General features: G+C 67.8%; 22 protein-coding genes and 2 tRNA genes. 14 read left to right on the forward strand and 10 right to left on the reverse strand.

The window, feature by feature from the left end; all coding sequences use genetic code 11:
- Positions 1–8: 8 nt before the first annotated feature.
- From ACIPYT_RS04430 to rpmH, 5 genes are read right to left on the reverse strand one after another with little or no spacing between them, the layout of a single operon-like run.
- Entirely contained in the window at positions 9–500 is a 492-nt protein-coding gene (locus tag ACIPYT_RS04430) for a protein jag (RefSeq protein WP_401071013.1), read from the reverse strand.
- Positions 497–1,567 (reverse strand): membrane protein insertase YidC, encoded by a 1,071-nt coding sequence (gene yidC, locus ACIPYT_RS04435; RefSeq protein ID WP_401071015.1) that lies wholly within the window; start codon positions 1,565–1,567, stop codon positions 497–499. The genes ACIPYT_RS04430 and yidC overlap by 4 nt, the downstream gene beginning before the upstream one ends.
- 3 nt (positions 1,568–1,570) lie before the next feature.
- Positions 1,571–1,921, reverse strand: a complete 351-nt coding sequence (gene yidD, locus ACIPYT_RS04440; protein WP_401071017.1) for a membrane protein insertion efficiency factor YidD — start codon at positions 1,919–1,921, stop codon at positions 1,571–1,573.
- Complete coding sequence (gene rnpA / locus ACIPYT_RS04445) at positions 1,918–2,262, reverse strand: ribonuclease P protein component (protein ID WP_401071019.1); 345 nt, start codon at positions 2,260–2,262, stop codon at positions 1,918–1,920. The genes yidD and rnpA overlap by 4 nt, the downstream gene beginning before the upstream one ends.
- Positions 2,263–2,268: 6 nt before the next feature.
- Complete coding sequence (gene rpmH / locus ACIPYT_RS04450; RefSeq protein ID WP_022879826.1) at positions 2,269–2,406, reverse strand: 50S ribosomal protein L34; 138 nt, start codon at positions 2,404–2,406, stop codon at positions 2,269–2,271.
- A gap of 317 nt (positions 2,407–2,723) precedes the next feature.
- Here rpmH and dnaA point away from each other — a divergent pair, with 317 nt between their 5' ends.
- The 12 genes from dnaA (at position 2,724) to ACIPYT_RS04510 (ending at position 16,092) form a co-directional block, all read left to right on the forward strand.
- A complete protein-coding gene (gene dnaA / locus ACIPYT_RS04455) occupies positions 2,724–4,118 on the forward strand; it encodes a chromosomal replication initiator protein DnaA (RefSeq protein WP_401071021.1) in 1,395 nt (464 codons plus the stop codon).
- A gap of 495 nt (positions 4,119–4,613) precedes the next feature.
- Complete coding sequence (gene dnaN, locus ACIPYT_RS04460) at positions 4,614–5,756, forward strand: DNA polymerase III subunit beta (protein ID WP_401071023.1); 1,143 nt, start codon at positions 4,614–4,616, stop codon at positions 5,754–5,756.
- Positions 5,757–5,822: 66 nt separating this feature from the next.
- The gene (gene recF / locus ACIPYT_RS04465) at positions 5,823–7,019 is read left to right on the forward strand and encodes a DNA replication/repair protein RecF (RefSeq protein ID WP_401071025.1); all 1,197 of its coding nucleotides are present in this window, start codon (positions 5,823–5,825) and stop codon (positions 7,017–7,019) included.
- A complete protein-coding gene (locus ACIPYT_RS04470) occupies positions 7,012–7,521 on the forward strand; it encodes a DUF721 domain-containing protein (protein ID WP_401074738.1) in 510 nt (169 codons plus the stop codon). The genes recF and ACIPYT_RS04470 overlap by 8 nt, the downstream gene beginning before the upstream one ends.
- Before the next feature lie 118 nt (positions 7,522–7,639).
- Positions 7,640–9,709 carry a DNA topoisomerase (ATP-hydrolyzing) subunit B gene (gene gyrB / locus ACIPYT_RS04475; protein ID WP_401071027.1) on the forward strand — a complete coding sequence of 690 codons (2,070 nt, stop codon included), beginning with the start codon at positions 7,640–7,642 and terminating at the stop codon, positions 9,707–9,709.
- Between the two features lie 140 nt (positions 9,710–9,849).
- Positions 9,850–12,417: a DNA gyrase subunit A gene (gyrA, locus tag ACIPYT_RS04480; RefSeq protein WP_401071029.1), complete on the forward strand. Its 2,568-nt coding sequence runs from the start codon at positions 9,850–9,852 to the stop codon at positions 12,415–12,417.
- A complete protein-coding gene (locus ACIPYT_RS04485; RefSeq protein WP_401071031.1) occupies positions 12,414–12,818 on the forward strand; it encodes a DUF3566 domain-containing protein in 405 nt (134 codons plus the stop codon). The genes gyrA and ACIPYT_RS04485 overlap by 4 nt, the downstream gene beginning before the upstream one ends.
- A gap of 127 nt (positions 12,819–12,945) precedes the next feature.
- Positions 12,946–14,214, forward strand: a complete 1,269-nt coding sequence (locus tag ACIPYT_RS04490; RefSeq protein ID WP_401071033.1) for a sensor histidine kinase — start codon at positions 12,946–12,948, stop codon at positions 14,212–14,214.
- Positions 14,202–14,891: a LuxR C-terminal-related transcriptional regulator gene (locus tag ACIPYT_RS04495; protein ID WP_401071035.1), complete on the forward strand. Its 690-nt coding sequence runs from the start codon at positions 14,202–14,204 to the stop codon at positions 14,889–14,891. Before ACIPYT_RS04490 ends, ACIPYT_RS04495 begins: the two co-directional genes overlap by 13 nt.
- Complete coding sequence (locus tag ACIPYT_RS04500; protein WP_401071037.1) at positions 14,888–15,835, forward strand: DUF4097 family beta strand repeat-containing protein; 948 nt, start codon at positions 14,888–14,890, stop codon at positions 15,833–15,835. The genes ACIPYT_RS04495 and ACIPYT_RS04500 overlap by 4 nt, the downstream gene beginning before the upstream one ends.
- Before the next feature lie 84 nt (positions 15,836–15,919).
- Positions 15,920–15,993 (forward strand) — tRNA-Ile (locus ACIPYT_RS04505).
- A gap of 26 nt (positions 15,994–16,019) precedes the next feature.
- Positions 16,020–16,092: transfer RNA gene (locus ACIPYT_RS04510), tRNA-Ala, on the forward strand.
- Between the two features lie 64 nt (positions 16,093–16,156).
- Here ACIPYT_RS04510 and ACIPYT_RS04515 read toward each other — a convergent pair.
- Together ACIPYT_RS04515 and ACIPYT_RS04520 are read right to left on the reverse strand one after the other, a co-directional pair.
- Entirely contained in the window at positions 16,157–16,645 is a 489-nt protein-coding gene (locus ACIPYT_RS04515; protein ID WP_401071039.1) for a DUF3253 domain-containing protein, read from the reverse strand.
- Between the two features lie 51 nt (positions 16,646–16,696).
- Entirely contained in the window at positions 16,697–17,521 is an 825-nt protein-coding gene (locus ACIPYT_RS04520; RefSeq protein WP_401071041.1) for a helix-turn-helix transcriptional regulator, read from the reverse strand.
- A gap of 76 nt (positions 17,522–17,597) precedes the next feature.
- Here ACIPYT_RS04520 and ilvD point away from each other — a divergent pair, with 76 nt between their 5' ends.
- Positions 17,598–19,502: a dihydroxy-acid dehydratase gene (ilvD, locus tag ACIPYT_RS04525; RefSeq protein ID WP_401071043.1), complete on the forward strand. Its 1,905-nt coding sequence runs from the start codon at positions 17,598–17,600 to the stop codon at positions 19,500–19,502.
- A 90-nt stretch (positions 19,503–19,592) separates the two neighbouring features.
- Here the strand turns inward: ilvD and ACIPYT_RS04530 are convergent, their stop codons facing one another.
- From ACIPYT_RS04530 to ACIPYT_RS04540, 3 genes are read right to left on the reverse strand one after another with little or no spacing between them, the layout of a single operon-like run.
- Positions 19,593–20,348: an SDR family oxidoreductase gene (locus ACIPYT_RS04530; protein ID WP_401071045.1), complete on the reverse strand. Its 756-nt coding sequence runs from the start codon at positions 20,346–20,348 to the stop codon at positions 19,593–19,595.
- Positions 20,345–21,376, reverse strand: coding sequence for a zinc-binding dehydrogenase (locus tag ACIPYT_RS04535; protein ID WP_401071047.1), 1,032 nt, complete (start codon positions 21,374–21,376; stop codon positions 20,345–20,347). Before ACIPYT_RS04535 ends, ACIPYT_RS04530 begins: the two co-directional genes overlap by 4 nt.
- A gap of 37 nt (positions 21,377–21,413) precedes the next feature.
- A complete protein-coding gene (locus tag ACIPYT_RS04540) occupies positions 21,414–22,952 on the reverse strand; it encodes an alpha-N-arabinofuranosidase (protein ID WP_401071049.1) in 1,539 nt (512 codons plus the stop codon).
- Between the two features lie 173 nt (positions 22,953–23,125).
- On the opposite strand from ACIPYT_RS04540, the gene ACIPYT_RS04545 reads away from it, so the two are divergent.
- Complete coding sequence (locus tag ACIPYT_RS04545; protein ID WP_401071051.1) at positions 23,126–24,784, forward strand: ABC transporter substrate-binding protein; 1,659 nt, start codon at positions 23,126–23,128, stop codon at positions 24,782–24,784.
- Positions 24,785–24,817: the final 33 nt, after the last annotated feature.

A 24,817-nucleotide genomic window follows, 5' to 3' on the forward strand; every position in this document is an offset into this window, starting at 1 on the left:
GTGAAACGTCAGTGACGACGCAGAACGGTGTGGCGGTCAGCACCCTCACCGTACGACTCGGAGACGAGACCGTGGTCGGCCGCGATGTCGTGCACCAGCTTGCGCTCGTAGCTCGACATCGCCGGGAGCGACGCCTGCGACGCTCCGTCATCGAGCTTGGCGGCGGCGGCCGTCACCAGGGTCTCGAGCTGACGGCGACGCGTGTCTCGCGACCCCCCGATGTCCAGGATGAGGCGGGAGAACGATCCGGTCTTGTTCTGCACAGCGAGGCGGGTGAGCTCCTGAAGCGCCTGAACCGTATCGGGCGCCGACAGGAGAGACAGGGCGTCACCTTCGGCCTCGACCGAGACGTACGCGCGGCCCTGGCGCACATCGAGATTCAGGTCGCCGTCGATGTCCGCGATGTCGAGCAGCTCCTCGAGGTAGTCGGCAGCGACATCGCCCTCGTTCTCGAGATCGGAGACGGACGGTTCGACGGACTCGGTCAGGTTGTCGGTCATGAACCGCTCCCCTTCTTCTTGGCGCGCTTCTTGCCCACGGGCTGCTGACGCTTGGGTGCTTCGGCCTTGGCCTTCTCGGCCTCGTCGAGCATCCGCTGCTGCTCTGCCTCGTAGACCGCCATCGACACGACCTTGCCCGACGAGTCGATCGCCTTGCCCTTGCGCGCGAGACGCTCCTCACGCGCCTTGGCCGCGTCCGAACCCGGAGTCGGCATCTCACGGATGACGAGGAACTGCTGGCCCATGGTCCAGAGGTTCGAGATGAACCAGTAGATGACGACGCCGAGCGGGAAGAAGACACCCGAGAAGATGAAGCCCAGCGGCAGCACGTAGAGCATGATCTTCTGCATCTGGTACGCCTGGCCGGTCTTGGCCTCGGGCGACAGGTTCTTCGAGATGATCTGCAGCTGGGTGAAGAACTGCGAGGCGATCATGAGAACGACGAGCGTGATCAGGATGATGATCGCCGTCGTGTTGCCCGCGTCGAATGCGTTGCCCAGCGTCTCGTGCAGCGATGCGACGCCGAACAGCTTGGCGTCGTAGAACTCCTTGGTGAGCTCAGGGCTGAGGAGTCCGACTCCACCGATCTGCTGCTTGGCGTGCTTGCTGACGTCGCTCAGCACGCTGTACAGCGAGAAGAAGACCGGCATCTGCACGAGGAGCGGGAGGCAGCTCGACATCGGTGTCGTGCCGTGCTTCTTGTACAGCGCCATGGTCTCGCGGCTCATGGCCTCACGAGAGAGCTGATCCTTCTTGCCCTTGTACTTCTCCTGAACTTTTCGGAGTTCAGGAGCGATTTCCATCATCTTCCGCTGGCTCTTGATCTGCTTCACGAACAGCGGGATCAGTGCCGCACGCACGACGATCACGAGGCCGACGATGGAGAGCACCCAGGTGAGGCCGGATGCTGCCGGCATGCCCACCGCAGTGAGCAGCCAGTGCCAGGCGACGAGCACCATCTCGACGAGCCACTTGAGCGGCCACAGGATCGTCCCGAGCAGGTCGAACCCGCCGGACGCCGGTTCCGGCGACGGGGTGGTGCTGGCGAGCAGGAGGTCTAGACCCACCGGTCAGTCCTTTCGGGAAGGGACGACGAAACCGTGGGCGGTCAGGTCGTAGCGGAAGTGTTCGTGAGGACGGACGTCATCGACGCCGCCCCGGCTCCAGGGATTGCAACGGAGGATGCGCCATGCAGAGAGCGCCGCCCCCTTCACCGCGCCGTGCTGTTGCACCGCCCCTACAGCGTAAGCCGAACACGAGGGGTAGTAGGCACACACATCCCCGTACATCGGAGAGATCACCCGGCGGTAGCCGGCCAGGAACCCGAGCACGAGATTGCGGGGAACGAGCGGGATGCTGCGGAGCAGATCCGTCGAGTGCAGATGGCCCGTGCCGATCGACGACGCCGGCAACGCGGTCATGACGGCACCTTCGCGAGACGACCGAGGCAACGGTTCACGTCGGCGCTCAGTTCGGCGTACGTCGCGGTCGCGGATGCAGGAAGGGCACGGATGACGACATCCGTGCCCTCGGGGACCCGTGCCAGCGCCTCCGCACAGACGGCTTTGAGCCGACGCCTGACGGTATTGCGCACGACAGCGGTGCCCACCTGCTTGCTGATGATGAATCCGAACCTCGCGGCTCTGCTCTCACCCGTCGTCAACAGAGACGTGACGACCTTGGCTCCGCCACACCGCGATCCGCGTCGAACGACCAATCGATAGTCGCTCCCGCGGGTCAACCGGAACGGGCGGGCGAGCACAGCGGTTTACGCGGAGAGCTCGGTGCGGCCCTTCGCGCGGCGAGCCGAGAGGATGGCGCGGCCGGCGCGGGTACGCATACGGGCGCGGAAGCCGTGCTTCTTGGCGCGACGACGGTTGTTGGGCTGGAAGGTGCGCTTGCTCATGGAATCACTCCGGGAATGCTGCCACCGGAATCTGTGCGACCGGAGACATAGGGAACTGCCGTACAGGCATAAGTCAACCGATTAAGGGTACGTCCTGGCGGCGCGCAGAGCAAATCTGCGCGCTCATCCGGTCGTCGCTCGAGGAGATCCGCACAGCCATTATCCACAACCTCGGCCTCACACGCGGGCGCAACACGCGCCCGGTATTCCAAGGCCAGGTTGCCGATCGCGGGCCTGATGACTACCGTGGCATCCGAAGTTATCCACAGGGGGGCCGCATCCAACGACGACCCTCCGCGATCCCCGCCCGGAGCGTCATGTCCTCACCAGCCCAGCCCGACGTTCCGATCTGGGCCACGGTGCAGGAGCTGCTGGACGCCGACGATCGTGTGACACCTCAGCTGCAGGGCTTCCTCAGTCTCGCCGTTCCGGCCGGCGTCATGGCGGCCACCCTCTACCTCGAGGTGCCCAACGATCTCACGGCCGCGCAGATCAACAAGCGCCTGCGGCTGCCGATCATGGAGGCCCTGTCGCACATCGGCGACGAGGTCACCTCGTACCGCGTGGTCGTGAACCACGAGCTCGCCGATCAGCCCACCGCTCCGATCGCCGTGCCCGACTTCGGACGCCAGGAGCAGGTGCGGATCGAATCGCCGATGGAGCAGGTGCCCGCGCCCGTCCGCCACGAGTCGCGCCTCAACCCGAAGTACACCTTCGACAACTTCGTGATCGGCCAGTCCAACCGCTTCGCACACGCGGCGGCCGTGGCCGTGGCCGAGGCTCCGGCCAAGGCGTACAACCCGCTCTTCATCTACGGCGACTCGGGTCTCGGCAAGACGCACCTCCTGCACGCGATCGGCGACTACGCGCAGTCCCTGTATGCCGGCGTCAAGGTGCGCTACGTGTCGAGCGAGGAGTTCACGAACGACTTCATCAACTCGATCGCCAACAACAGGGGCGCCGCATTCCAGGCCCGGTACCGCGAAGTCGACATCCTGCTCATCGACGACATCCAGTTCCTGCAGGGTCGTGCCGAGACGCAAGAGGCGTTCTTCCACACTTTCAACACGCTGCACGATCACAACAAGCAGGTCGTGATCACCAGCGACGTTGCGCCCAAGCTCCTGACCGGCTTCGAGGACAGGATGCGGAGCCGCTTCGAGTGGGGCCTCATCACCGACGTCCAGGCGCCCGACCTCGAGACGCGCATCGCGATCCTCCGTAAGAAGGCGCAGAGCGAGTCCCTGCACATCCCCGATGAGGTGCTCGAATACATCGCCACCGTCGTGTCGTCGAACATCCGCGAGCTCGAGGGCGCACTGATCCGGGTGTCGGCGTTCGCGAGCCTCAACCGGTCGCCGCTCGACATCGCCCTGGCGCAGACGGTGCTGCGCGACATCATCGACACGGCCGAGGACAACATCATCTCGCCGACCGACATCATCACCGCGACGGCGCAGTACTTCAAGCTCACGGTCGACGACCTGTACGGCTCGAGCCGATCGCAGCAGATCGCCACCGCGCGCCAGATCGCGATGTACCTGTGCCGCGAACGCACGAACCTGTCTCTGCCGAAGATCGGGCAGCTGTTCGGCAACCGAGACCACACCACGGTCATGTACGCGTACAAGAAGATCAGCGAGCTCATGAAGGAGCGGCGCTCGATCTACAACCAGGTGACCGAGATCACCACACAGCTCGGTCGACGCTGAACCGCGTCGACGCCCGGAAGAAGGGGGTGCAGTGTCCGTCGGGACCCTGCACCCCCTTCTTCGTCGCGACGCGTGCCGCTTCCGGCATCCGATCGATGCCTTTCTGCACATGTGGATAACTTGTGGATGATCGGCGTCGACATCGGGACGAATGTGGGGGAAACGCGTCGACCTGTGGATAACCCGGGGACAGCCGATCGACCGGGCAGGGCGGTCCACCCCCGGATTCCTCAGGGATTCCACAACTCACAGTCGTGTAGTTCCCTACTCGCGTCTGCTTTCCACCGACTTATCCACAGTATCCACAGGTGTTAACACCGTTAAGGAGTTAAGTCAGATCAGGGGCGATCCGATCACCAGACGCTGGGGACCGACCGACCGACCGACCGAATCGGCCGCTCGTAGGGATCCGGGCATTCATGGGGCTAGCATGGGAAGCCCTGCACTGGCAGGACCGATCACGACGCGTCACAGAACGACGACAAGGGAGCACCCGTGAGGTTTCAGGTCAACCGCGATGTCTTCAGCGAGGCTGTGTCCTTCGTCGTCAAGCTCCTCCCCCAGCGCAACCCTCAGCCGATCCTCGCCGGAGTGCTGATCGAGGCCGACGGATCGGGACTCACGCTCTCGGCGTTCGACTACGAGGCATCCGCGCGCACCACCATCGAGGCGACGGTCGAGACACCGGGCACGATCCTCGTCCACGGTCGACTGCTCTCCGACATCGCGAGCCGTCTGCCGAACGCCCCGATCGAGATCGCGGTCGAGGAGGACGGCGGGATCACCGTCACCTGCGGATCCGCGCGGTTCACGCTCGCAGCCATGCCGGTCGAGGAATATCCGTCGATCCCCGAGGTCTCCGGATCGTCGGGCGTCGTGCCGGCCGACGACTTCGGCACCGCGATCGCACAGGTCGGCTTCGCCGCGTCCCGCGACGACGTCACGCCGGTGCTGACCGGTGTGCAGCTCGAGGTGACGGGTCAGAGCCTCAGCCTGGTCGCGACCGACCGCTACCGGGTGTCGCTGCGCGACGTCCCGTGGGATGGCGAAGCCGTCGAGACCACCGCGCTGGTGCCGGCTCGCACCCTGGTCGAGGTCGGCAAGACGTTCGGACACGCAGGTACGATCCAGATCGCGTTCTCCGGAGCAGGCGACCGCGAGATCATCGCGTTCACCGCCGGGAACAAGACCGTGACCTCGCTGCTGATCAAGGGCAACTTCCCGCCCGTGCGACGCCTGTTCCCCGAGCAGACCGACCACTACGCGGTCGTGAACACGGCTGATCTCGTCGAGGCCGTCCGTCGTGTCTCTCTCGTGCTCGACCGTGCCGCGCCTCTGCGCTTCACGTTCTCCGCCGACGGCGTCACGATGGATGCATCCGGCAGCGAGCACGCGCGCGCATCCGAGTCGGTCGACGCGATCCTCTCGGGCGGCGACGAGGTCACGCTCGGTCTGAACCCGCAGTACCTGATCGAGGCGCTCGGCGCGGTCAAGAGCGAGTTCGTGCGGGTGACGTTCACCTCGAGCGACAACGCGAACAAGCTCAGCCCCGTGTTGATCACGAGCCAGACCTCGGTCGACCAGGCCGGCCTCGACTCGTTCAAGTACCTGCTGCAGCCGAACCTGCTGCTGCGCTGATCGTCGTCGCGCGGTCCGTCCGACCGGCGCCGAAGCGCTGTCGGACCCCGAAGGTAGGCTGATCCGGTGATCGTGGAACACCTGAGCCTGGTCGACTTCCGCAATTACGCGACCGCGGAACTCGCGCTCCACCGCGGTCCCAACGTGCTCGTCGGCCGCAACGGCCAGGGCAAGACGAATCTCGCCGAGGCCGTCGTGTTCCTCGCGACGCTCGGGTCGCATCGCGTGTCGTCGGATGCCCCGATGGTGCGCGACGGACAGGAGTTCGCGATCATCCGGGCTCGGCTCTCGCACGGTGAGCGCAAAGTGCTGACCGAGGTGCAGCTCAATCGGCAGGGGTCGAACAAGGCGCGCATCAACGGCTCACCGTCGAAGACCAGCGAGCTGCCTCGGTACGCCCACGTCGTGCTGTTCGCCCCGGAGGATCTCCAGATCGTGCGCGGCGATCCGTCGTCACGACGGAGGTTCGCCGATCAGCTCCTGATCCAGCGCACCCCTCGATTGTCGGCGGTGCTGGCCGACTACGACCGGGTCCTCAAGCAGCGCACCGCGCTGTTGAAGTCGGCGCGAGCCCGCGGCATCCGCGGAGACGCCCTCAGCACTCTCGACGTGTGGGACGACAAGCTCGTCGCTCTCGGCTCCGAGATCATCGCGGCTCGGCAGCGCCTGGCGTCGGATCTGCAGCAGCCCGTCGCCGATGCATACGCGTCGATCGCGGGCGCCGATCACCGGCCCCAGCTCGAGTGGGCGCTGTCGGTGCGCGGCGGAGATCCCGAAGAAGGCGAGGCGGCGACCGTCGAGACGACGGGCGACATCGCCGAGCTCTTCCGCGCCTCGCTGCTCGCGAAGCGCACGCAGGAGCTCGATCGCGGTCTCACTCTCACGGGTCCCCATCGCGATGACCTGGTGCTGCGTGTGCGCGGGCTTCCGGTCAAGGGCTACGCGTCGCACGGGGAATCCTGGTCGGTCGCGCTCGCGTTGCGTCTCGCCTCGGCCGAACTGCTGCGCAGCGAGTCGCCGGCGGGCGACCCCGTGCTCATCCTCGACGACGTGTTCGCCGAGCTCGACGCAGATCGCCGTCAACGACTCGCGGCACTCACCGCTGACTACGAGCAGGTGGTGGTCACGGCGGCTGTGGAGGAGGATATCCCCGAGGTGCTCCATGCCCACGTCGTGCGCATCACGGCGGGCACGATCAGTGACGAACGCGCTGTCGACGACGAGCGTGTCGTCAGCGAGGAGGGGAACGGTGACGATGACTGACGGCATCCCCTCTGCGCCCCCCGAGGCCCCCGACACTCCCGAGACCGTGTCGACGTATCTGCGTCTGCGCGGTCTGAAGCCGAGCTCGAAGAACTGGAAACGCAAGCGGCGGGTCGTCGACGACGAGAACGCGCCGTTCACCCCCGGTCGCGACCCGGGGTCTCTCGGCGCCGTGCTCGACAAGCTAAGCCGCGACTCGGGGTGGCAGACGACCCTCGCACGTGAGGACCTCGTGCGGCAATGGGCCGATCTCGCCGGATCCGACACCGCGAAGCACTCCGAACCGGTGTCGCTCGAGCGCGGACTGCTCACGGTCAAGTGCGATTCGACTGCATGGGCGAAGAACCTCCAATACATGCGGGCGACCATCATGACCGAGATCGGACGGCGGTACCCGGATGCCGGCGTCGAGAACCTCCGGTTCATCGGACCCGACGTCCCCTCCTGGAAATGGGGTCCCAGAGTCGTCCCAGGGCGGGGTCCGCGCGACACCTACGGGTAGGACACCACGCAAGGGGTCCGACACGCTCAGAGGGCCGCAGACGGCCTTTGAGCCGCATATCACCCCTAAAGCCCGCTAGAATGGGAGTTCGTGATATCGATGTGGAGAAACCTCTCTGATGACGCCTGAAACCCCTGCTGACGAGTCGGAATCGAACACCGGAGGCACCCCGGAGAACGCGGAGGCCACGGCACCGAAGGCGCAGCAGCCCGGTGAGTACGGCGCCGATTCGATCCAGATCCTCGAGGGACTCGAGGCGGTGCGCAAGCGCCCCGGCATGTACATCGGATCGACCGGACCCCGCGGTCTCCATCACCTCGTGTACGAGATCGTCGACAACTCGGTCGACGAGGCGCTCGCCGGCTACGCCGACACCATCTTCGTGACGCTCCTCGCCGACGGCGGCGTGCGCGTGGTCGACAACGGCCGCGGCATCCCGGTCGACCCGCACTCCTCCGACCCGTCGAAGTCGACGGTCGAGGTCGTGCTGACGATCCTGCACGCCGGTGGCAAGTTCGGCGGTGGCGCGTACGCCGTGTCCGGCGGGCTGCACGGCGTCGGTTCGTCGGTCGTGAACGCGCTTTCCACGCGTTTCGAGGTCGAGGTCAAGCAGAAGGGCTTCGTCTGGCGTCACAGCTTTGCGAACGGCGGTGTGCCGCAGCAGAAGCTCGAGAAGGGCGAGGCGGCCGACACCACCGGCACGGCGATCACGTTCTGGCCCGACGCCGAGATCTTCCAGGAGACGGTCGAGTTCGATTACGACACCCTGCGCACGCGCTTCCAGCAGATGGCGTTCCTCAACAAGGGATTGCGCATCGAGCTCGCAGACGAGCGTGCGGCATCCGCCTACGAGGTCGAGGTCGACGGGCAGACCGTCACCAAGCAGCCGGGCGACGTGTTCTTCTACGAGCGCGGCCTCGTCGACTACGTCGAGTACCTGAACAAGGTGCGCCACGCCGAGGTCGTGAACGAGGAGATCATCGCTTTCGACTCGGAGGACACCGAGCGGAAGATCTCGCTCGAGGTCGCGATGCAGTGGACCACCTCGTACACCGAGAACGTCTTCACCTACGCGAACACCATCAACACGCACGAGGGCGGCACGCACGAGGAGGGCTTCCGTGCGGCGCTGACCACCCTCGTCAACCGGTACGCGCGCGCCAACGGTCTGCTCAAGGAGAAGGACGACAACCTCTCGGGCGACGACGTGCGCGAAGGACTCACCGCGGTCATCTCGATCAAGCTCGGTGAGCCCCAGTTCGAGGGCCAGACGAAGACGAAGCTCGGCAACACCGAAGCGAAGGCCTTCGTGCAGAAGGTCGTCGGCGACCAGCTCGGCGACTGGTTCGACCGCAACCCGGCGCAGGCGAAGAACGTCATCCGCAAGGCGATCGACGCCGCGACCGCGCGCATGGCCGCCCGCAAGGCGCGCGAGACGGCTCGCCGCAAGAGCGTGTTCGAGTCGGCGGCGATGCCCGACAAGCTCAAGGACTGCACGAGCAAGGACCCGTCGATCAGCGAGATCTTCCTGGTCGAGGGTGATTCGGCCGGCGGTTCGGCGGTGCAGGGGCGCGACCCGCACACGCAGGCGATCCTGGCGCTGCGGGGCAAGATCCTCAACGTCGAGCGCGCGCGCCTCGACAAGGCGCTCGGCAACAAGGAAGTCCAGGCGATGATCCAGGCCTTCGGCACGGGCATCGGCGAGGACTTCGACATCGAGAAGGCCCGCTATCACAAGATCGTGCTGATGGCGGATGCCGACGTCGACGGCCAGCACATCACGACGCTGCTGCTCACGATGCTCTTCCGCTACATGCGCGGACTCATCGAGGCCGGTTTCGTCTACCTCGCGATGCCGCCGCTGTACCGCCTCAAGTGGACCAACCAGCCGCACGAGTACGTGTTCAGCGACGCCGAGCGCGACGCCCTGCTCAAGCACGGGCTCGAGAACGGCAAGCGCATCCCGAAGGAAGCCGGCATCCAGCGGTACAAGGGTCTCGGTGAGATGAACGCCAAGGAGCTGTGGGAGACCACGATGGACCACACGACGCGAACGCTGCGTCAGGTCACCATCGAAGACGCCGCGGCCGCGGACGAGATCTTCAGCGTGCTGATGGGTGAGGACGTCGAGTCCCGACGCAGCTTCATCCAGCGCAACGCCAAGGACGTCCGCTTCCTCGACATCTAAATACCCCAGCCAGAGATTTCGGAGGCCGTCTACACGACTGAGGCGCAGGGATGTTCTCCCCGAGTGAATCGGGGTAGGGGTCCCCGCTCTTCACTCGGGGAGAACATCCCGGAGCCGGTGGCCAGGACAGAAAGACACACATGACTGACGAAGAACGCCCCGACCTCAACGAGGGCCACGATCACGGCAAGATCGACCAGGTCGACCTGCAGTCGGAGATGCAGCGCAGCTACCTCGACTACGCCATGGCCGTCATCGTGGGACGCGCGCTGCCCGATGTGCGCGACGGTCTCAAGCCCGTGCACCGCCGTGTCATCTACGGCATGTACGACGGCGGCTTCCGCCCCGACAAGTCGTTCTCGAAGTGCGCCCGCGTCGTCGGCGAGGTCATGGGTCAGTACCACCCGCACGGCGACTCGGCGATCTACGACGCGCTCGTGCGCCTCGTGCAGCCGTGGTCGCTGCGCTATCCGCTCGCGCTCGGACAGGGCAACTTCGGCTCGCCTGGCAACATGGGCGCGGCCGCCCCGCGCTACACCGAGACCAAGATGGCCCCGCTCGCGCTCGAGATGGTGCGGGACATCGAAGAGGACACGGTCGACTTCACCGACAACTACGACGGTCAGACCCAGGAGCCGACGGTCCTTCCCGCCCGGTTCCCGAACCTGCTGGTCAACGGCTCGGTCGGCATCGCGGTCGGCATGGCCACGAACATCCCGCCGCACAATCTCCGTGAGGTGTCGGCGGCTGCGCTGTGGGCGCTCGACAACCCCGGTCTCCCGCGCGAGGACCTGCTCGAGGGGCTGATCCAGCGCATCCCCGGTCCGGATTTCCCGACTGGAGCGCAGATCCTGGGCACCAAGGGCGTGCACGAGGCATACCGCACCGGTCGTGGATCGATCACGATGCGCGCCGTGGTGAACGTCGAGGAGATCCAGGGTCGCACCTGCCTCGTGATCACCGAGCTGCCGTACCAGGTGAACCCCGACAACGTCGCGGTGAAGATCGGCGACCTGGCCCGTGACGGCAAGATCACCGGCATCGCCGACATCCGCGACGAGTCGTCGGACCGCACCGGTCAGCGTCTCGTCGTCGTGCTGAAGCGGGATGCCGTCGCCAAGGTCGTGCTGAACAACCTGTACAAGCACACCCAGCTGCAGGAGAACTTCGGCGCGAACATGCTCGCGATCGTCGACGGCGTTCCGCGCACGCTCGGCATCGACGGCTTCATCACCAACTGGATCACCCATCAGCTCGACGTCATCGTGCGCCGCACGCGGTTCCGCCTCGCGAAGGCCGAGCGCCGCATGCACACCCTCGAGGGCTACCTCAAGGCGCTCGACGCCCTCGACGAGGTCATCGCGCTGATCCGCCGATCGCCCACGGTCGAGGACGCGCGCGAGGGACTCATCAAGCTCCTCGACGTCGATGCCGACCAGGCCGACGAGATCCTCGCCCTGCAGCTGCGTCGCCTCGCGGCGCTCGAGCGGCAGAAGATCCTCGACGAGGCCGAGGAGCTGCGCGGCAAGATCGAGGAGTTCAAGGCGATCATCGCCGACGAGGCTCTGCAGCGCGACATCATCCGCGACGAGCTCACCGGCATCGTCGACCGGTTCGGCGACGACCGGCGCACGCACATCCTGCACGGCTTCGACGGCGACGTGTCGATGGAAGACCTCATCGCCGAGGAGGAGATGGTCGTCACCGTCACGCGCGAGGGATACATCAAGCGCACGCGCAGCGACAACTACCGCTCGCAGCACCGCGGCGGCAAGGGCGTCAAGGGCGCCCAGCTGCGCGCCGACGACATCGTCGAGCACTTCTTCGTGACGACGACCCACCACTGGCTGCTGTTCTTCACCAACAAGGGCCGTGTCTACCGGTCGAAGACGTACGAGGTGCCGGAGGCCGGTCGCGACGCGAAGGGCACGCACGTCGCGAACCTCCTCGCGCTCCAGCCCGACGAGAAGATCGCGCAGATCCTCGACATCCGCGACTACGAGGTGGCCGACTATCTGGTGCTCGCGACGCGCGACGGACTCGTCAAGAAGACGGCGCTGTCGAGCTACGACACCAATCGTCAGGGCGGTGTCATCGCCATCCGTCTGAACGACGAGGACGAACTGGTCTCGGCGCTCATGGTCAACGCCGAAGACGACATCCTCCTCATCAGCTGCCGCGGCATGTCGGTGCGGTTCAGCGCGACCGACGAGGCGCTGCGTCCGATGGGCCGTGCGACCGCAGGCGTCAAGGGCATGAAGTTCCGCGAGGGCGACAACCTGCTCTCCGCGTCTGTCGCGGCACCGGGTCAGTACGTGTTCGTGGTCACCGACGGCGGCTACGCGAAGCGCACCGCGATCGACGAGTACCGCGTGCAGGGACGCGGCGGATACGGCATCAAGGTCGCGAAACTCAACGACGATCGAGGCACGCTCGCGGGTGGTCTGATGGTCTCCGAGGACGACGAGGTCTTGGTGGTTCTGTCCAGCGGCAAGGTGGTACGCTCTGCCGTGGCCGAGGTGCCCGCCAAGGGCCGCGACACCATGGGAGTGGTGTTCGCGCGGACGACGGAAGCCGACCGCATCCTCGCCATCGCCCGCAATGGTGAGCGGGGCCTCGCCGAGGACGACGATTCGGCGGAGGCGGAGGTGGACTCCCCCACCATCTCCCCCGAGACGACAGAGAACCCTGAGGACACAGACGCATGAGCACAGTAGCCGACAAGCTGGCGAAGAAGTCGACGCGCAAGACCGGAGGCAAGCAGGTCCGCCTGCGCCTGGTCTACGTCGACTTCTGGTCGGCCGTGAAGCTCTCGTTCCTGGGCGCGGTCGCGTTCGCGATCGTCACCATGGTGTCGTTCTTCCTCATCTACCTCGTGCTGCAGGCGACCGGCATCCTGGCCCAGGCCGACGACTTCATCGGCGTCATCACCGACGACTCGGTGCGCATCTCCGAGATCGCTGGTCTTCCGCAGGTGATGGCGTTCGCGGCCGTGGTGTCGATCCTGAACCTCATCGTCATCACGGTGCTCGGCGCCGTGATCGCCGGCATCTACAACGTCGCCGTGAAGGTGACGGGCGGACTGCTCGTCGGCTTCATGTCGAACTGACGCGATCACCGAGAGGGGCGGATGCTGAGGCATCCGCCCCTCTCGCGTTCCCGGGTAGGGAAAACCCGAAGTGGGGTGTCGGGATGCCTCGGTGTCGGCGCGAGCGGCGCGCCCGTACTTTGGAACCATGACCACAGAGACACCCATGCCGCAGCAGGCCACGGCCGCCAAGCCGCCGCTGCGCCTCTTCCTCACGATCGTGCATCTGGCGGCCGTCGGCGTGCTCGGCGGCATCATCTTCGGAGCGCTCACCGGACTCCTCGGCACCGGAATCGGGCTGCTGTTCGCCGCGGGGATCGGGATCGTGCTCCTGGTCGGTCTCGTGTACTCGCTGTTCGGCGTCGGCTGGTTCGAGGTGGCCCGCGTCAGCGGTCTGTACCGCACGCCGATCGCTCCGCTGCGGTGGCGGCCCCGCGACCGCCCCGGCTTCTCGGGCTGGATCCGCGCACTCGGACGCCAGACGATCGACGGCCGCATGTGGCGGGCCATCGCCAACTTCGCGATCTCCGCCGTGCTCGGATGGATCGTCCTGCGCCTCGCCTGGGGACTCGTCTGGTCGATCGTGATCTGCTTCGCCCCGCTCGTCGGGTCGGATGCGGTGATGGGCCCGTTCGGCGGAGGCGGGATCACCGCCGCCTGGGCGCCGCTCGTCGGCATCCTCGGCATCGCCGCCTGCATCGTGGGCATGATCGGGCTCGCCGCCCTGCACCGGGTGCTGTCGCTGTCGATCGTGATCCGCGCGAAGGAGGCCGAGCTCACCGAGCGCGTGCGCACCAGCACCGCGCAGCGGGAGGGTGCGGTCCGTGCGGCTGACGTGGAGCGCACGCGGATCGAGCGCGACCTGCACGACGGGGTCCAGCCGCGGCTGGTCTCGGTCGGCATGACGCTGGGCCTCGCCCAGCAGAAGATCGACGACGACCCGGATGCCGCGAAGGCGCTGATCGCCGAGGCGCACACCTCGACGAAGGCGGCCATCACCGAACTGCGTCAGCTGGCGCGAGGCATCCACGCCTCGGTGCTCGACGACCGCGGACTCGACGCCGCACTGTCGGCGCTCGCCGGTCGGTCGCACATCCCCGTGAGCCTCGACGTGAGGATGGACGGACGCTGCAGCCGCGAGGCCGAAGCCGCCGTGTACTTCTCGATCGCCGAATCGTTGACCAACGCCGCGAAGCACTCCCGTGCCAGCGAGACCCGCGTCACGGTGCGCCTCCGCGAGGGCGGCGTGCTCTGGGCGCGCGTCGAGGACAACGGGATGGGCGGCGCGCAGGTGCAACCCGGCGGAGGACTCGACGGCATCGCCAACCGGATCCTCGCCGCGGGTGGCACCTTCCGACTCGACAGCCCCGCCGGCGGACCGACCAGCCTGGAGGTGACGGTGCCATGCGCATCCTGATCTGCGAAGACTCCGTCCTGTTGCGCGAAGGACTCGTGCGCCTGCTCGAGGACGCCGGCCACACCGTGGTCGCCGCCCTCCCCGACACCCACGGGCTCGCCGAGGCCGTGCGCGACCAGGCGCCGGAGCTCTGCATCCTCGATGTCCGCCTGCCTCCCACGTTCACCGACGAGGGGATCCGCGCGGCGCTCGAGCTGCGCGCGGCCGATCCGGCACTCCCGCTCCTCGTGCTGTCGCAGTACGTCGAGGAGCGGTACGCCTCCGATCTGATCGCGGCACAGGGCGGACCGCTCGGATACCTGCTCAAAGACCGGGTCGCCGACGTCGCGGAGTTCCTCGCGTCGGTGCAGCGCATCTCGGAGGGGGCGACCGTGCTCGACCCCGAGGTCGTGGCGCAGCTGCTCACCCGCCGCAACCGCGACGACCGGATGATGCGACTCACCGAACGCGAGCGCACCGTGCTCGCCCTGATCGCGGAGGGGAAGTCGAACCAGGCGATCGCCGGGCTGCTCTTCGTCTCGGAGGCGAGCGTCGAGAAGCACATCACCGCCATCTTCCAGAAGCTCGGGTTCGAGCCCGACGAGTCGGGCAACCGGCGCGTGCTCGCCGCCCTCGCCCACATCGAGAACACCGGCGGAACCACTCCGCCCACCGGCCAGACAGGAGCCGCACGATGAGCACCGAACAGAACAGCATTCCGGACGACGGCGCGGCGCGCGACGCCGGGAACACTTCGTTCACTCCGCCGCCCACGTCCGAGGCCCCCGTCTCGCCTCCCTCCCCCGCTGCGCCCTCGGGCGACTCGCGCGGACGCGGCCCCGGAGTCACCGCCGTGCTCGTGGGCACGGCCGTGATCGGCGGCATCGCCCTGATCGGCGCGGGCGGAACGGCGGCGGTCGCGGCCACCGGCACGATCCTCGCGGCATCGTCCGAACGCAGCGACTCGCTGCAGACCACGGATGCCGACGGCGTGACCTCGATCGACCTCGACGTCGACGCGGGCAATATGCGCATCGAGTTCGGCGACGTCGACGAGGCCGAGCTTTCGGTCGCCAACGGCAGGAGCCCCGGATGGACGCTCGATCGGCAGGGCGACGAGCTCGTGGTGCGCAGCCCCGAGTTCCGGTGGGGTTGGTGGTTCGGCGGGTGGTTCGGCGACGAGGAGTCCGCCGTGCTCACGCTGCCCGCCGATCTGCAGCAGGACGCCCTCGACGCCACGATGAACCTCGACGCAGGAAGCCTTGACGTCGTCGGCGAGTTCGGAGCGCTCGACATCACGGTGAACGCCGGGGCGCTCGATGTCGAGGGTGCGGCGACGAGCCTCGCGATCGACATGAGCGCCGGTCGCGCCGACGTCGTGCTCGACGGGGTCGACGATGCCGACCTGGGTGTCTCGGCCGGCGACATGAACGTCGAACTGACCGGATCGGCGCCGACGCGCACGGCGGTCGACGTGAGCGCGGGGTCGGTCGATCTCACGCTTCCCGACACGTCCTACGCTCTCTCGCAGGACGTGAGTGCGGGGTCTCTCGATCCGCAGATCGACCAGTCCTCGGGCAGCAGCCGCACGATCGAGGTCACCCTCTCGGCGGGCAGTGTGACGATCCGACCCGGGGAGTGATCGCGTTCGAGGGCGGGACACCCCCGGGGTCCCGCCCTCGATTGGGTAATTCCGAGAATCTCCGGTAAAGTCTTGGAGGTTGACGGGGCTATAGCTCAGGCGGTTAGAGCGCTTCACTGATAATGAAGAGGTCCCAGGTTCAAGTCCTGGTAGCCCCACCCTGTAACTCAAGAAGTACCCTCACGGGGCCTTAGCTCAGTTGGTAGAGCGCCTGCTTTGCAAGCAGGATGTCAGGAGTTCGAATCTCCTAGGCTCCACACTGTGTTGAGACAGTTCGAGAAGGCCCCGCCGAGTGCGGGGCCTTCTCGTTTCTCAAGGTCTTCAGCTCCGCGACGCGAGGCGGATCCGCACCGGTCCCTTCACCTCCGCGATGCGCACGGGCTCCCCCTTCTGGGTGACGACGACCTCACCGCGATCGGCGAGCTCGCCGGTGACACGACGCACGTCGTCCATGCGCGACCGCCAGGCGGACCCGCCGATCGTGCGGGCGACATCGCTCGGGCAGATCGACGACTCCGCGCGCTTGCGGGTGAGGGCGCGGATCGCGGCGGCGATGCGGTCGTCGAACCCCGCGCCCTCGGCATCCTCCCACCACGGGTGACCGCGCTCGCCGAGCGCGGTCTTCGCATCGTTCACGCGCGTGCGGGCATCCGGCTCTCCGGCTCTCACCGCCCGCCGCGCCGCCATCAGCTCGTCGACCAGCTCCCGGCGGAAGGACTCGGGGATCGACGGGTCCGTCGCACGCCACGTCCGGCCGTCGATCACGACGTGGTGACCGTCGTCGGTCAGCGGATGCGGGTCAGCGGCCATGTCTGCAGTATGCGACGTCGTCGTGCAGGCCGCCGAGGGGCTTGACGCGAGTCAGTCGCGCTCCGCGAAGCGCTCGCGCGTCGCGGCATCCGCGGTATAGACGACGAACTGGATGTCGGTCTGGTCGGACGGGCGCATCTGGTGGTGCTCGAAGACGAGGCGTCCGAGACGCGGATGCTGGAAGACGCGCTCGCGCGACTCGAAGCCCCCGACGCCGTGGCTCTCCCAGCGCTCGCGGAACTCCGGGCTCTCCTCGCGCAGCCGCCCGATGAGGTCGCGGTAGCGCGGGTCGCCGAGCCGCGGACCGGCCTCGGCGCGGAACTCGGCGAGGAAGCGCCGGCTCGTGTCGTCCCAGTCGTCGAGCAGCGAGCGCACCGCGGGGTCGGTGAAGATCAACCGCAGGAGGTTGCGCTGCTCGGGCGGGGTCGTGGCGACGTTGGGGTAGAGCCTCTCGTAGGCGCGGTTCCATCCGGCGATCCCCCAGTCGGGGGCGAGCGCGTAGGCCGGGTGCTCGTCGAGCGCGTCGAGGAACCTCTGCACGTGCGGCGGCGCCGTCTCGACGACCGCATCGCCCGCCGATCTCTGCGGGGCGAAGCCCTCCAGCGTCAGCGCGTAGTCGTGCTCCGCGACCGTGAGATGCAGCGCCGTGGCGACGGCATCCAGCACCTGCCGCGACGGGTTGATGTCGCGCCCCTGCTCGAGCCAGGTGTACCAGGTGACGCTCACACCCGACAGGAACGAGACCTCCTCACGGCGGAGTCCGACCGTGCGTCCGCGCCCGGCGGGAGGCAGGCCGTACGTGCCCCGATCGAGCTGCTCGCGGCGCGCGCGGAGGAACGCGCCGAGTTCTGCGCGCTTCTGCTCATCCGAGGTCATCCCACAAACCTAGTACTCCCACTACTAGTGTCAGCGCCGTCTTCCGGGTCCGCGCGCGCGAGGGCAGAGTGGAACGATGCCCACTCCTCTTCGCTCCCGCACCGTCACCCACGGCCGTAACGCCGCCGGTGCCCGTGCCCTCTTCCGCGCCGCCGGCGTCAACGCCGCCGACTTCGGCAAGCCGATGGTCGCCGTCGCGAACAGCTTCACCGAGTTCGTGCCCGGTCACACGCACCTGCAGCCCGTCGGGCGCATCGTCTCCGACGCGATCTCCGCCGCGGGCGGCATCCCCCGCGAGTTCAACACCATCGCGGTCGACGACGGCATCGCGATGGGCCACGGCGGAATGCTGTACTCCCTCCCCTCGCGCGACCTCATCGCCGACTCGGTCGAGTACATGGTCAACGCCCACCAGGCCGACGCGCTCGTCTGCATCTCGAACTGCGACAAGATCACCCCGGGCATGCTCATGGCCGCCCTGCGCCTGAACATCCCGACCGTCTTCGTCTCGGGCGGTCCGATGGAGTCGGGTCGTGCCACGCTCGTCGACGGCAGCGTGCGTACCCTCGATCTGGTCGACGCGATCTCGGAGGCCGCGAACGACACCGTGTCGGATGCCGACATCCAGCGCATCGAGGAGAACGCCTGCCCCACGTGCGGCTCGTGCTCCGGCATGTTCACCGCCAACTCGATGAACTGCCTCGTCGAGGCTCTCGGCCTCGCGCTGCCCGGCAACGGCTCGGTGCTCGCGACGCACACCGCACGCCGCGCCCTGTACGAGAAGGCCGGGGAGGTGGCCGTCGAGATCACCAAGCGCTTCTACGACGAGGACGACGCCTCGGTGCTGCCCCGCGCGGTGGCGAGCTACAACGCCTTCGAGAACGCGATGGCGCTCGACATCGCGATGGGCGGGTCGACGAACACGATCCTGCACCTGCTCGCTGCTGCGCACGAGGCCGGCGTCGCGTTCGGGCTCGACGAGATCGACGCCGTCTCGCGCCGGGTGCCGTGCCTCGCGAAGATCGCCCCGAACCCCGCCTACGGGCGCATGTACTACATGGAGGATGTGCACCGCGCCGGCGGCATTCCTCGCATCCTCGGCGAGCTGCACCGCGCCGGCGCCCTCAACGACGACGTCTCGTCGATCCACTCCCCGTCGTTGACCTCGTGGCTCGACGCCTGGGACATCCGCCGCGACTCGGTCTCGGACGAGGCGAAGGACCTCTGGTACGCCGCACCCGGCGGAGTGCGCTCGTCGAGCGCGTTCTCGCAGTCGGAGCGCTGGCTCGAGCTCGACACGGATGCCGAGAACGGATGCATCCGCGACGCCGCTCACGCCTACTCGGCCGACGGCGGACTCGCGGTGCTGCGCGGCAACATCGCGGTCGACGGCGCCGTCGTCAAGACCGCCGGTGTCGACCCGTCGATCCTCGTGTTCTCCGGCCCTGCCGTCGTGTGCGAGTCGCAGGAGGAGGCCGTCGCGAAGATCCTCGGCAAGAAGGTGCAGCCGGGCGACGTCGTCGTGATCCGCTACGAGGGCCCGAAGGGCGGCCCCGGCATGCAGGAGATGCTGCACCCGACCTCGTTCCTCAAGGGCCGCGGCCTGGGCAAGGTCTGCGCGCTCATCACCGACGGGCGTTTCTCCGGCGGAACCTCGGGTCTGTCGATCGGGCACGTCTCGCCCGAGGCGGCGTCGGGCGGCGTGATCGCGCTCGTCGAGGACGGCGACATCATCTCGATCGACATCCCGACGCGCGACCTCACGCTGCAGGTCGACGAGGCCGAGCTCGACCGCCGTCGCGCGGCGCTGCTGGAGAACGGCGGCTACCGTCCGAAGGACCGCCAGCGCGCGGTGTCGCTCGCGCTCCGCTCGTACGCGACCATGGCCACCTCGGCCGACCGCGGCGCCGTGCGCGACGTCGAAGCGGTCGAGCGTGCGCTCCGCGAGCAGGAGCTGCGCGCGGCATCCGCTCTGGTCTGAACCCACGCCGGGATCAGCTGAATGCCCGTGCAGTCATCCACAGGTGTGGATGAATCTGTTAACAACTCTGACCAGGCATTCAGCTGATTCTCAGCGTCCGAGCCACCCGCCGTCGACCGGCAGCACGGTGCCTGACACGTAGTCGGATGCCGAGGAGGCCAGGAACACGGCGGCGCCGCCGATGTCGTCGGCGCGACCCCAGCGTCCGGCGGGGATGCGCGCGAGGATCGACTCCGAACGATCGGGGTCGTCGCGCAGCGCCGAGGTGTTGTCGGTCGCGATGTACCCCGGGGCGATCGCGTTGACGTTGACGCCGAGCGCCGCCCACTCGTTGGCGAGCGCCTTGGTGAGACCCGCGATGCCGGACTTCGCCGCGGTGTAGCCGGGCACGTTGATGCCACCCTGGAAGCTCAGCAGACTGGCGATGAAGATCACCTTGCCGCTGCCGCGTTCGAGCATCGGCGCCGCGACCCGCTGCGTGAGCGTGAACTGGCTCGACAGGTTCACCTGCAGCACGCGATCCCATGCGTCGGTCGGATGCTCGGCCGCGGGCGCCCGCTCGATCGTGCCGGCGTTGTTCACGAGGATGTCGGGGCGCAGGTCGGCCAGCTCATCGGCCAGGGCGTCGACGCGGCCACGGTCGCCGAAGTCCGCCGAGATCCCGGTGAACGACCGACCGGCATCCTCGACGATCCGGCCGATGCCGCTCTCGTGGATGCGGGTGCTGACGCCGACGATGTCGGCGCCGGCCCGGGCCAGTGCCTCCGCGATCGCAGCGCCGATGCCCCGGCTCGCTCCCGTCACGACCGCGGTGCGCCCGGTCAGGTCGAACGGCCCGCCGGTCATGACACGCCTCCGATCCGCTGCACGTCCACGAGGATCTTCATCGCCCGCCCCGACTCGAGGTCGGCGACGGCCGAGGGGATGCCGTCGAGTCCGACGACGCCGGTGACGATCGCATCGATCGGGATCGCGGTGGTGCCGAGCAGCTCGATCGCGGTCTCGAAGTCGCGACGCTCGTACACCCGCGCGCCGAGCAGACGCAGTTCGCGCCAGAACACGCGCTGCAGATCGACCTCGCGCGGGGTCGGGTGGATCGCGACCACGACGACCGTGCCGCGCACCTTGGCGACGGCCGTGGCCGAGCGCACCGCGGCTGCGGCGCCCGAGACCTCGAAGACGACGTCGGCGCCCGCGCCGCCCGTCCACTCCTCGACGTGGGCGACGAGGTCGGATGCCGTGGGGTCGAACGTCGCGAGACCGAGCGCGTCGATGCGGACGCGGCGCCCCTCGTCGAGCTCGACCACGAGCACCTCGGCGCCGCTGTGGCGGGCGACGGAGGCGATCATGAGCCCGATGGGCCCGCCGCCCAGCACCACGACACTGTCTCCCGCCGCGAGTTCCGAGCGGCGCACGTCGTGCACGGCCACCGCCACGGGTTCGACGAGAGCCGCCGCGTCGAGCGACAGGTCCCGGGGCAGCCGCAGCAGTGTGTCGGCGGGCACCGACCACAGCTGCTGCAGGGCGCCGGGCGAGTCGATGCCGATGAAGTCGAGGTTCTGGCAGATGTGCTGATGACCCGCGAGGCATGCGGGGCACGTGCCGTCCCAGGCGAGCGGCATGACCGTGACGGCGTCGCCGACCTGCCAGCCCTCGACGCCCGCTCCCAGGCTCTCGATCGTGCCGCTCATCTCATGCCCGAAGGTCAGCGGTCGGGCGACGCGCTGGTCCATGCTCCCGTGCACGATGTGCAGATCGGTACCGCACAGCCCGACGTACGCCACGCGGATCCGCACCTCTCCGGGGCCGGGCTCCGACGGGTCGACCGTCGCCACCTCGATCGTCCTGTCGCCGATGTACTGCGCTGCCTGCATCAGTGGTCCTCTTCTCCTGTGGTCGTGTTCGGGGCGGTCATCGGGCGGGCGCGACGGCGATCCGCAGCACGGCCCAGCTGAGCGGGGGCAGCACGGTGCGCGCGAGTCCGTCTTCGATGTCGGCGTCGAGCGGGCGCATGCCCACGTCGCGCCGATCGATCGTGTTGGCGGTGAAGCGGTCGCCCGACTCGGGCACGGTCAGCACCTCGGCGCCGAGCACTCGGGGGTCGTCGAACCCGTTCAGCGCGAGTGACACCTCGGCAGGTTCGCCGAGCCCGCGGTTCGCGAGGAAGAACGCGAGCTCGCCGGTCTCCTCGTCGAATGTGGCGCTCACGTCGACCGCATCCACCCCGCCGTACTTCTTCGTCTCGATCTGCGTGGCGTCGACCGCGGTGCGCAGGATCCGACCGCGCGCGTGCGCCGCCATGCGGGCGAACGGCCAGTAGATCGTCTGCTCCCACGCGGGTCCGTCGGGCTCCGCGAGGATCGGCGCGATCACGTTGACGAGCTGCGCCTGGTTGGCGATGCGCACACGGTCGCCGTGCCGCAGCAGCGAATGCAGCATGGTGCCAACGACGACGGCGTCGGTGACGTTGTAGACGTCCTCGATGAGGCGGGGATGCTCGCGCCACGGGCCCTTCTGCACGTTCGCCTCGGAGTCGTCACGGTGCTCCTGGTCGCGCATGTACCAGACGTTCCACTCGTCGAACGAGAGATGGACGCGCTTACGGTGCTTGCCCGCCGCCCGCACGGCGTCGACGGTCGACACGACCGATTCGATGAAGCCGTCGAGGTCGACGCCGGTGCCGAGGAAGCTCTCGGCGTCGCCGTCGCGCTCCTCGTAGTACGCGTGCAGCGACACGTAGTCGACCTGGTCGTAGGCGTGCTGCAGCATGGTGTGCTCCCAGGTGCCGAACGTCGGCATCCCGTGCCCCGACGATCCGACCGCGACGAGTTCGATGGTCGGATCGACCGTGCGCATGGCCTTCGCGGCCTCGCGGGCGAGGCGGCCGTATTCGTCGGCGTTCTTGTGGCCGAGCTGCCACCACCCGTCGAGCTCGTTGCCCAGGCACCACAGCTTGATGCCGAAGGGATCCTCGGCGCCGTTCGCGCGGCGGAGATCGGAGAGCTCGGTGCCTCCGGGGTGGTTGGCGTACTCGACGAGCTTGCGGGCCTCGTCGACGCCACGGGTGCCGAGGTTCACGGCCTGCATGATCTCGACGTCGGCGAGTCGCGCCCAGTCGACGAACTCGTGGAGTCCGAACTCGTTGGTCTCGATCGCGTGCCAGGCGCTGTCGAGTCGGCGGGGGCGCTCGGCGACCGGGCCGATGCCGTCCTGCCAGTCGTATCCCGAGACGAAGTTGCCGCCGGGGTACCTCGCGACCGAGACGCCGAGGTCCTTCACGAGCCGGAGCACGTCGGTGCGGAAGCCCTGCGCGTCGGCGGAGGGATGCCCGGGCTCGTAGATGCCGGTGTAGACGCAGCGTCCCATGTGCTCGACGAACGAGCCGAACAGACGGCGGGGGACGTCGCCGATCTGGAAGGCCTTATCGACGGTGATCAGGGCGTGTGACACGGGGTGACTCCTCGTTGGGTCGTGGGGGTGAAGCCGGCGATGTTGCATCTCGCGGCGGGTGTGGTCTATATTTGCACAATCGTTTGCGCACCTCAACGACTTCATCGTGGAACCCGAGCAGCGCAGCGACCACCGAAGCGGGCGCCCAGGCGCCACTCACATGGGAGATCAGAATGCGCTGGAGATCAAAGAAGATCATGGCCGCCGCCGCGGTCGCCGTCGCGGCAGGCCTCGTGCTGTCGGGCTGTGGAGCGGGCGGATCGAGCTCAGGAGGTGGAGGCACCCTGACGATCGGCACCGGCGGCGTCTTCACCGAGAGCAACAACCCCTTCGCCGGCACGTCGAGCGCCTCGGCGAACGGCTGGCGGTGGCTCATCTACGAGCCGCTCGTGCAGGTCAACGGCGCCGTGCCGACCGAGGACCCGGAGCCGTGGCTCGCCTCCGACTACGAGTGGTCGGAGGACTTCACCTCGGTGACCTTCACCGCGCGCGACGGCGTGAAGTGGAGCGACGGCGAGGACTTCGGCGCCGACGACATCGCCTTCACGTTCGGCCTGCTCAAGGACAACGCGGCCCTCAACAGCGACAACGTCGCGCTCGACACCGTGGAGGACGACGGCGACACCGTCACCCTGACCTTCACGGAGTCGCAGTTCGTCAAGCAGGCGAGCATACTCGGCCAGTTCATCGTGCCCGAGCACATCTGGAAGGACGTCGACGACCCGGCCACCTACGCCGACGCCGACCCCGTGGGAACCGGTCCGTTCACGTTCGACTCCGCCACGTCGAGCGTCGCCAAGCTCACGAAGAACCCGGGCTACTGGCAGGCCGATGACGTCAAGGTCGAGGCCATCGCCTACCAGGCCCTGCAGGGCAACGACGCGATCCTCAACGGACTCGCGGCGCACAAGCTCGACTGGGCGTCGTCGTTCGCGCTCAACCAGAAGGAGGGCTTCGTCGACAAGGACCCCGACACGAACCTCGCCTGGAACGTCTCGTCGCTCGGCATCGACGCCTTCGTGCTCAACACGGCGAAGGCCCCCTTCGACAACGTGGCTCTCCGCAGCGCGATCAGCAAGGTGATCGACCGCGAGAAGCTCGTGCAGCTGTCGTCCGGCGGCATCCTCTCGCCCGTGCTCTCGGTCACGGGCCTCCCGCAGCCGGTCGGCGATGCGTTCATCGACCCGGAGTTCGCCGGGCAGGAATACGCGGTCGACGTCGAGGGCGCCAAGGCCGAGCTCACCGCAGCGGGCTTCAGCTACTCGGGCGACACGCTGATCGACCCGAGCGGCAACCCGGTGTCGATGACCCTGATCGATCCCTCGGGCTGGACCGACTACCTCACCGCCCTGCAGGTGATCGGCGAGAGCGTGTCGGAGATCGGCATCTCGACGAGCATCGAGACCCCCTCGCAGGACGCCTGGCAGGCGGCGCTCGCCTCGGGCGAGTTCGACGGCACCATGCGCTACTCGAACTCGGGCCCGACGCCGTACGACATCTACGCCACCTACATGGACGGCAGCAAGTACCAGCCCCTCGGCACCGAGGTGACGGGCAACTACGGCCGGTTCAACAGCCAGGAGGGCACCGCCGCGCTCGACGCGTACCGCACGGCCGCCGATGAGACGGAGCGCTCCGCCGCGCTGTCGACGCTGCAGCGCGTGTTCGTCGAGGAGGTGCCGGCGATCGCGATCATCGCGAAGGCCAACACCGGGATGTTCACGACCGTGAACTTCACGGGCTGGCCCTCCGAGGACGACCCCTACGCGTCGCCGGGCATCCTCGACCGCAACATCTCGAAGATCATGGTGACGCTGACACCGGCCTCCTAGGCCGACCAGGGTGCCGCCGTCGCCCGACGGCGG

Source organism: Microbacterium sp. NPDC089695 (assembly GCF_044749085.1).
In the GTDB taxonomy this organism is placed as follows: Bacteria; Actinomycetota; Actinomycetes; order Actinomycetales; family Microbacteriaceae; genus Microbacterium.

Excerpts from the sequence above, each read along its gene's own strand:
- ACIPYT_RS04485 (WP_401071031.1), top strand. The coding sequence starts at position 12,414 with ATGAGCACAGTAGCCGACAAGCTGGCGAAGAAGTCGACGCGCAAGACC.
- ACIPYT_RS04430 (WP_401071013.1), bottom strand. The coding sequence starts at position 500 with ATGACCGACAACCTGACCGAGTCCGTCGAACCGTCCGTCTCCGATCTC.
- ACIPYT_RS04520 (WP_401071041.1), bottom strand. The coding sequence starts at position 17,521 with ATGACCTCGGATGAGCAGAAGCGCGCAGAACTCGGCGCGTTCCTCCGC.
- ACIPYT_RS04545 (WP_401071051.1), top strand. The coding sequence starts at position 23,126 with ATGCGCTGGAGATCAAAGAAGATCATGGCCGCCGCCGCGGTCGCCGTC.
- gyrB (WP_401071027.1), top strand. The coding sequence starts at position 7,640 with ATGACGCCTGAAACCCCTGCTGACGAGTCGGAATCGAACACCGGAGGC.
- gyrA (WP_401071029.1), top strand. The coding sequence starts at position 9,850 with ATGACTGACGAAGAACGCCCCGACCTCAACGAGGGCCACGATCACGGC.
- ACIPYT_RS04495 (WP_401071035.1), top strand. The coding sequence starts at position 14,202 with ATGCGCATCCTGATCTGCGAAGACTCCGTCCTGTTGCGCGAAGGACTC.
- ACIPYT_RS04530 (WP_401071045.1), bottom strand. The coding sequence starts at position 20,348 with ATGACCGGCGGGCCGTTCGACCTGACCGGGCGCACCGCGGTCGTGACG.
- ACIPYT_RS04490 (WP_401071033.1), top strand. The coding sequence starts at position 12,946 with ATGACCACAGAGACACCCATGCCGCAGCAGGCCACGGCCGCCAAGCCG.
- dnaA (WP_401071021.1), top strand. The coding sequence starts at position 2,724 with ATGTCCTCACCAGCCCAGCCCGACGTTCCGATCTGGGCCACGGTGCAG.
- rpmH (WP_022879826.1), bottom strand. The coding sequence starts at position 2,406 with ATGAGCAAGCGCACCTTCCAGCCCAACAACCGTCGTCGCGCCAAGAAG.
- ACIPYT_RS04500 (WP_401071037.1), top strand. The coding sequence starts at position 14,888 with ATGAGCACCGAACAGAACAGCATTCCGGACGACGGCGCGGCGCGCGAC.
- ACIPYT_RS04515 (WP_401071039.1), bottom strand. The coding sequence starts at position 16,645 with ATGGCCGCTGACCCGCATCCGCTGACCGACGACGGTCACCACGTCGTG.
- ACIPYT_RS04535 (WP_401071047.1), bottom strand. The coding sequence starts at position 21,376 with ATGCAGGCAGCGCAGTACATCGGCGACAGGACGATCGAGGTGGCGACG.
- ilvD (WP_401071043.1), top strand. The coding sequence starts at position 17,598 with ATGCCCACTCCTCTTCGCTCCCGCACCGTCACCCACGGCCGTAACGCC.
- ACIPYT_RS04470 (WP_401074738.1), top strand. The coding sequence starts at position 7,012 with ATGACTGACGGCATCCCCTCTGCGCCCCCCGAGGCCCCCGACACTCCC.
- yidD (WP_401071017.1), bottom strand. The coding sequence starts at position 1,921 with ATGACCGCGTTGCCGGCGTCGTCGATCGGCACGGGCCATCTGCACTCG.